5 protein-coding genes are annotated in these 5,996 nt (G+C 78.0%); all 5 read left to right on the top strand.

Annotation, left to right across the window (positions count from 1 at the left end; translation table 11 throughout):
• Window positions 1-293: 293 nt before the first annotated feature.
• Entirely contained in the window at window positions 294-1,199 is a 906-nt protein-coding gene (locus tag HLB09_RS11940; RefSeq protein WP_171203591.1) for a TlyA family RNA methyltransferase, read from the top strand.
• Between the two features lie 23 nt (window positions 1,200-1,222).
• Window positions 1,223-2,230 (top strand): NAD kinase, encoded by a 1,008-nt coding sequence (locus HLB09_RS11945; protein WP_171203592.1) that lies wholly within the window; start codon window positions 1,223-1,225, stop codon window positions 2,228-2,230.
• Window positions 2,231-2,233: 3 nt separating this feature from the next.
• Window positions 2,234-3,949, top strand: a complete 1,716-nt coding sequence (gene recN, locus HLB09_RS11950; RefSeq protein WP_171203593.1) for a DNA repair protein RecN — start codon at window positions 2,234-2,236, stop codon at window positions 3,947-3,949.
• A gap of 86 nt (window positions 3,950-4,035) precedes the next feature.
• The gene (steA, locus tag HLB09_RS11955) at window positions 4,036-5,223 is read left to right on the top strand and encodes a putative cytokinetic ring protein SteA (RefSeq protein ID WP_171203594.1); all 1,188 of its coding nucleotides are present in this window, start codon (window positions 4,036-4,038) and stop codon (window positions 5,221-5,223) included.
• Window positions 5,224-5,329: 106 nt separating this feature from the next.
• On the top strand, window positions 5,330-5,996 hold a 667-nt coding region (locus HLB09_RS11960), incomplete at its 3' end, for a copper transporter (protein ID WP_171203595.1).

A 5,996-nucleotide genomic window follows, 5' to 3' on the forward strand; every position in this document is an offset into this window, starting at 1 on the left:
GCAGCGGAGGAAGGCTACGAACCTCTGCCCGCGGCTCTCCTAGAGCGGAGGAAGGCTACGAAGTACGGCCCGGGGCGTTCCTGCAGCGGAAGAAGGCTACGAAGTCCGCGGCCGAGGCAGCCCGGCCGCGGAGGCGACGGCCCCGACGCGGCCGACCCGGCGGAGGACCCCGAGGTCGCGCAGGTGCTGGCCGACCTCGCGGCGACGCCGGACGAGGCGGGGCCGCTGGAGCAGGCCGCCGCCCTCGAGCGGGCGCAGGAGCGCCTCGCCCGACGGCTCTCGGGCACGGCCCGGTGAGCGCGCCCCGCCGCGCGCGCCTGGACGCCGAGCTGGTCCGCCGGGGCCTCGCGCGCTCGCGGCAGGAGGCCGGTGAGCTCGTCGGAGCCGGGTCGGTGCTCGTGCGGGGCCAGCGCGCCACGAAGCCGGCCACGCAGGTCGAGCGCGGCGACCCGATCGTCGTGGACGAGGTCGGCGAGGGCGAGGGGCCGTCGGGCTCGGGTCGTCGCTGGGCGAGCCGCGGGGCGCACAAGCTCCTCGGCGCGCTCGAGGCCTTCCCCGACGTCGACGTCGCCGGGCGCCTCGCGATGGACGCCGGGGCGTCGACGGGGGGCTTCACCGACGTCCTCCTCGACCGGGGCGCGGAGCGCGTCCTCGCCGTCGACGTCGGCTACGGCCAGCTCGCCTGGCCGGTGCGCAGCGACGACCGCGTCGTCGTGCTCGACCGCACCAACGTCCGCCTCCTCGCGCCCGACGCCGTCCTCGAGCAGCTCGGCGCCCTGCCGGCCCTCGTGGTCGCCGACCTGTCCTTCATCTCCCTGCGGCTCGTGCTGCCCGCCCTGGCGGCCTGCAGCGCCCCCGGCGCCGACCTGCTGCTCATGGTCAAGCCGCAGTTCGAGGTGGGGCGCGAGCGGCTGGGCGCCGGCGGCGTGGTGCGCGACCCGCGCGCCCGGGCGGACGCCGTCGTCGACGTGGCCGCCGCCGCCGTCGACGCCGGGCTCGTCGTCGTCGGCTGCGCCGCGAGCCCCCTGCCCGGCCCGAGCGGCAACGTCGAGTACTTCCTGCTCCTGCGCGCCGGAGGAGCCGGCCCCGCCGGGGTGGACCCCGACGACCTCGAGGAGGTCGTGCTGGCGGCCGTGCGCAGCGGCCCGGGCGGCAGCGCGACCGAGGGCGACGCGAGCGACGAGGGGGGCGCGCAGTGACCCAGGACAGCCAGGAGACCCGGGTGGGGGCGGGAGCGGACCCTCAGGCCCCGTCGGGCGAGCGGACCGTCCTCGTCCTCACCCACACGGGGCGGGCGACCGCCGTCGCCGCGGCCCGCGAGCTCGTGGACCTGCTGCGCGAGCGTGGGCTGAGGCCGGTCATGCTCGCCGAGGAGGTCGGGGACATCCCGGGCGTCGGGGACGTGCCCGTGCTCGACCCGGACGAGCTCGAGGACTCGGTCGTGAGCGGGGCCGAGATGGTCGTCGTGCTCGGCGGCGACGGCACGATCCTGCGGGCGGCCGAGCTCGTGCGGCACCGCCCGGTGCCCCTGCTCGGCGTGAACCTCGGCCACGTCGGCTTCCTCGCCGAGAGCGAGCGGGACGACCTGGCGCGCACGGTGGACCGCATCGCCGCCCGCGACTACGTCGTCGAGGAGCGGCTCACGCTCGACGTGCGCGTGCTGCGCGACGGCGAGGTCGTGACGACGTCGTGGGCGGTCAACGAGGCCAGCGTCGAGAAGGCCGAGCGCGAGCGGATGATCGAGGTCGTCACCGAGGTCGACGGTCGGCCCGTGTCGGTCATCGGCTGCGACGGCGTCGTCATGGCGACGCCGACCGGCTCGACCGCCTACGCCTTCTCGGCCGGTGGACCGGTGGTGTGGCCGGAGGTCCAGGCGCTGCTCATGGTGCCCATCTCCGCGCACGCCCTGTTCGCCAAGCCGCTCGTGGCGTCGCCGGGCTCGGTCCTCGCCGTCGAGGTGCTCTCGCGGACCGCGAGCGGGGGCGTCCTGTGGTGCGACGGGCGACGCACGGCGCAGCTGCCGCCCGGCTCGCGCATCGAGGTGACCCGGGGCGTGCACCCGCTGCTGCTCGCCCGCATCTCCGACGGGCCCTTCACCGACCGCCTCGTCGCGAAGTTCCGGCTCCCCGTCGAGGGGTGGCGCGGACCGGTGGACCCCCTCGACGAGGCAGCCGACGAGGGCGTCGACGGCGCGGCGGACGACCGGGGCGGGTCGTCCGGGGGACGCTGAGGCGTGCTCGAGGAGATCCGGATCCGCGACCTCGGGGCCATCGACGCCTCGGCGCTCGAGATCGGCCCCGGCCTCACCGTCCTCACGGGGGAGACGGGCGCCGGCAAGACGATGGTCGTCACGAGCCTCGGCCTCCTGCTGGGGGCCCGGGCCGACCCCACGGCCGTCCGCTCGGGCGCGCGGAGCGCCCTCGTCGAGGGGCGCTTCACGCTGCCCGCCACGGGACCCGCCGCCGAGCGCGCCCGGGGGTCCGGCGCCGAGCTGGAGGACGTCGGGGCCGGGCGCAGCGAGCTGCTCGTGGCCCGCAGCGTCGCCGCCGGGGGCCGCAGCCGCGCCCACGTCGGCGGGCGCGCCGTCCCCAACGGCCTGCTCGGCGAGCTCGCCGACGACCTCGTCGCCGTCCACGGCCAGAGCGAGCAGGTGCTGCTGCGCTCGCCCGCGCGCCAGCGCGAGGTCGTCGACGCGTCGGCGGGCGAGGACGTCGCGCAGCCGATGGCGCGCTACCGCACCGCCTTCGAGCGGCACCGCGCCGTGCGCGCCGAGCTCGACGAGATCCGCACGCGGGGCCGCGAGCGCGCCCAGGAGGCCGACCTCCTGCGGCACGGGCTCGAGCGCGTCGAGCGCGTCGACCCGCAGCCGGGGGAGGACCTGGCCCTGGCGCAGGAGGCCGAGCGCCTCACCCACGCCGAGGACCTCCGCCTCGCCGCGGCCACGGCGCGCGCCGCTCTCACGGGGGACGACGACGCCGGCGGGGGCGAGTCCCCGGGGGACGCGGTCGGCGCCGTCGAGGTCGCCCGTCGGGCGCTGGAGGCGGTGCGGGCCCACGACCCGGCGCTCGCGGCGCTGGCGGACCGCCTCGCCGAGGTGTCCGTCCTCGTCGTCGAGGCCGGCGCCGACGCCGCCGCGCACCTCGCCGAGCTGGAGGCCGACCCCGCGCGGCTCGCCGTCGTGCAGGAGCGTCGCGCCGAGCTCGCGGCGCTGGTGCGCGCCTACGGCGAGGACGCGTCCGCCGTCCTCGCCTGGGCCCGGGAGGCCTCGCGCCGCCTCCTCGAGCTCGAGGGCGACGACGACCGGGTGGGCGCCCTGGAGGAGGAGGAGCGCGCGCTCGCGGAGGAGCTGGAGACCCTCGCGGCCCGGCTGCACGACGCGCGGGCGGCGGCGGGCGAGCGGCTGGCCGCGGCGGCGAGCGCGGAGCTCGAGGCCCTCGCGATGGCCGGGGCCCGGCTCGAGGTGAGGGTGGAGCGCACCGAGCGGCTGTCGGCCACGGGGGGCGACGACGTCGCGCTGCTGCTCGCGGCGCACGCCGGCGCCGAGCCCCGGCCGCTCGCCCGCGGCGCCTCCGGCGGCGAGCTGTCGCGCGTGATGCTCGCGCTCGAGGTCGTGCTGGCCGAGGCGGACCCGGTGGAGACCTTCGTCTTCGACGAGGTCGACTCGGGCGTGGGCGGTCGCGCCGCGGTCGAGATCGGCCGCCGCCTGGCCGCGCTGGCGGAGCGCTCCCAGGTCCTCGTCGTCACCCACCTGCCGCAGGTGGCGGCCTTCGCCGACCACCACCTCCTCGTCGAGAAGGGCGGTGACGGCAGCGTCGTCGCGAGCGGCGTGCGCGCGCTCGAGGGCGAGGACCGGGTGGCGGAGCTGGCGCGGATGCTCGCCGGGCGCGGCGGCTCCACCAGCGCGCGCGCCCACGCGGCCGAGCTCCTCGAGGGCGCCCGCCACCGGTGACGCCCGCCACCGGTGACGCCCGACGGCGCGGGGCGCGCGGGCCGCGGTGCCGGGGACGGGGCGTCGACGTGGGACCATCGGCCACGATGAGACGCGTCCTGCGCCGGCGGCCCGCCGCGCCCACCACCGCCGGCGGCGTCGTGCGCGTCGACCGCCGCACGAAGGACCTCACCAAGAGGCTCCAGCCCGGGGACGTAGCCCTCATCGACCACGAGGACGTCGACCGCGTCGCCGCCGAGGCCCTCGTCGCCGCGCAGCCGGCCGCCGTCGTCAACGCCGCGGCGAGCACCTCCGGGCGCTACCCGAACCTGGGGCCGCAGATCCTCCTCGACGCCGGCGTCGTCCTCCTCGACCGGGTGGGCCCGGACGTCATGGGCGCCCTGCACGAGGGGCAGGCGGTGCGCGTCGACGGCGACCGGCTCCTCCTCCTCGAGGACGGCCAGGAGCGCGTCGTCGCCACCGGCGTCCGGCAGACGCCGGAGACCGTCGCGGCGGCCATGGAGGAGGCGCGCGAGGGCCTCGGGTCCCAGCTCGAGCTCTTCGCCGCCAACACGCTGGAGTACATGCTCCGCGAGAAGGACCTCCTCTTCGACGGGGTCGGCGTTCCCGACGTGCGCACCTCCTTCGCCGGGCGCCAGGCCCTCGTCGTCGTCCGCGGCTACCACTACCGCGAGGACCTGGCCACGCTGCGGCCCTACATCCGCGAGTACCGGCCGGTGCTCATCGGCGTCGACGGCGGCGCGGACGCGGTGCTGGAGGCGGGCCACGCCCTCGACATGGTCGTCGGCGACATGGACTCCGTCTCGGACGCGGCGCTGACGAGCGGCGCGGAGGTCGTGGTGCACGCCTACCGCGACGGCCGCGCCCCCGGGCTCGACCGGGTGCGCGCCCTGGGCGTCGACCCCGTCGTCTTCCCCGCCACGGGCACCAGCGAGGACGTCGCCATGCTCCTGGCCGACGACCGCGGTGCCGAGCTCATCGTCGCCGTCGGCACCCACGCGACCCTCGTGGAGTTCCTCGACAAGGGGCGCGCCGGCATGGCCAGCACCTTCCTCACGCGGCTGCGCGTGGGCGGGAAGCTCGTCGACGCCAAGGGCGTCTCGCGGCTGTACCGCCAGCGGATCTCCACGGCGCAGGTGGCCGCCCTCCTGCTCGCCGGCCTGCTCGCGCTCCTCGTCGCGCTGCTGTCGACGTCGGCGGGCCAGACGCTCGTGTCGCTCCTCGCGGCCCAGCTCGACGGCCTGCTCGCCCCGCTGCTCTCGTGGACCGGCTGAGCCGCCGGCAGGCCGCGGGCCGGACCGCCCCGCCCCGGCGGCCCGCCGCACCGACCCGCACCCCGCGCGCCGCACGGCGGGCACGACCGCTCCTGGGAGACCTCCGGTGATCGACTTCCGCTACCACCTCGTCTCGCTCGTCGGGGTCTTCCTCGCCCTGGCGATCGGCGTGGTGCTCGGCGCCGGGCCGCTGCGCGACTCCATCGGGGACACCCTCTCCAGCCAGGTCGACCTGCTGCGGGAGGACCGCGCGCAGCTCCAGGGACAGGTCGACGACCTGTCCGGCCAGCTGGCCGCCCGCGACGCCGCCCTGGCCGCGGTCGCGCCCGCCGTCGCGGAGGGGGTCCTCGACGGCACGACGACCGTCGTGGTCGCCCTGCCCGGCGCCGACGGCGAGCTCGTGGGAGACCTGTCCGACGCCGTCGCCGACGCGGGCGGCGACGTCACCGGCGTCGTCGACCTCGGGGGCGCCTGGAGCGACCCCGGGGCCTCGGAGGCCCGCGACGAGGTGGCCGCGGCCCTCCCGGAGCGCGCTCTCGGGGAGGTGACGACCGAGGACGCCGGGACGTCGGCGCTGCTGTCGGCCGCGCTGGCCGGTGCGGTCCTCGCCCCCGACCCCGTCCTCGCGGGGACGGCGTCGGTCGCCGGTCGCGAGGTCCTCGACGCCCTCGCGGCCGCCGACCTCGTGCAGCTGGAGGGCGACCCCGTGCTGCGCGCCGCGACGGCGCTGGTCGTGGCCCCGGCCTCCGCGCAGCAGTCGGCCGACGGCGACG

The organism is Pseudokineococcus marinus, from assembly GCF_013004605.1.
GTDB classification, from domain to species: Bacteria; Actinomycetota; Actinomycetes; order Actinomycetales; family Quadrisphaeraceae; genus Pseudokineococcus; species Pseudokineococcus marinus.

Excerpts from the sequence above, each read along its gene's own strand:
- steA (WP_171203594.1), top strand. The coding sequence starts at position 4,036 with ATGAGACGCGTCCTGCGCCGGCGGCCCGCCGCGCCCACCACCGCCGGC.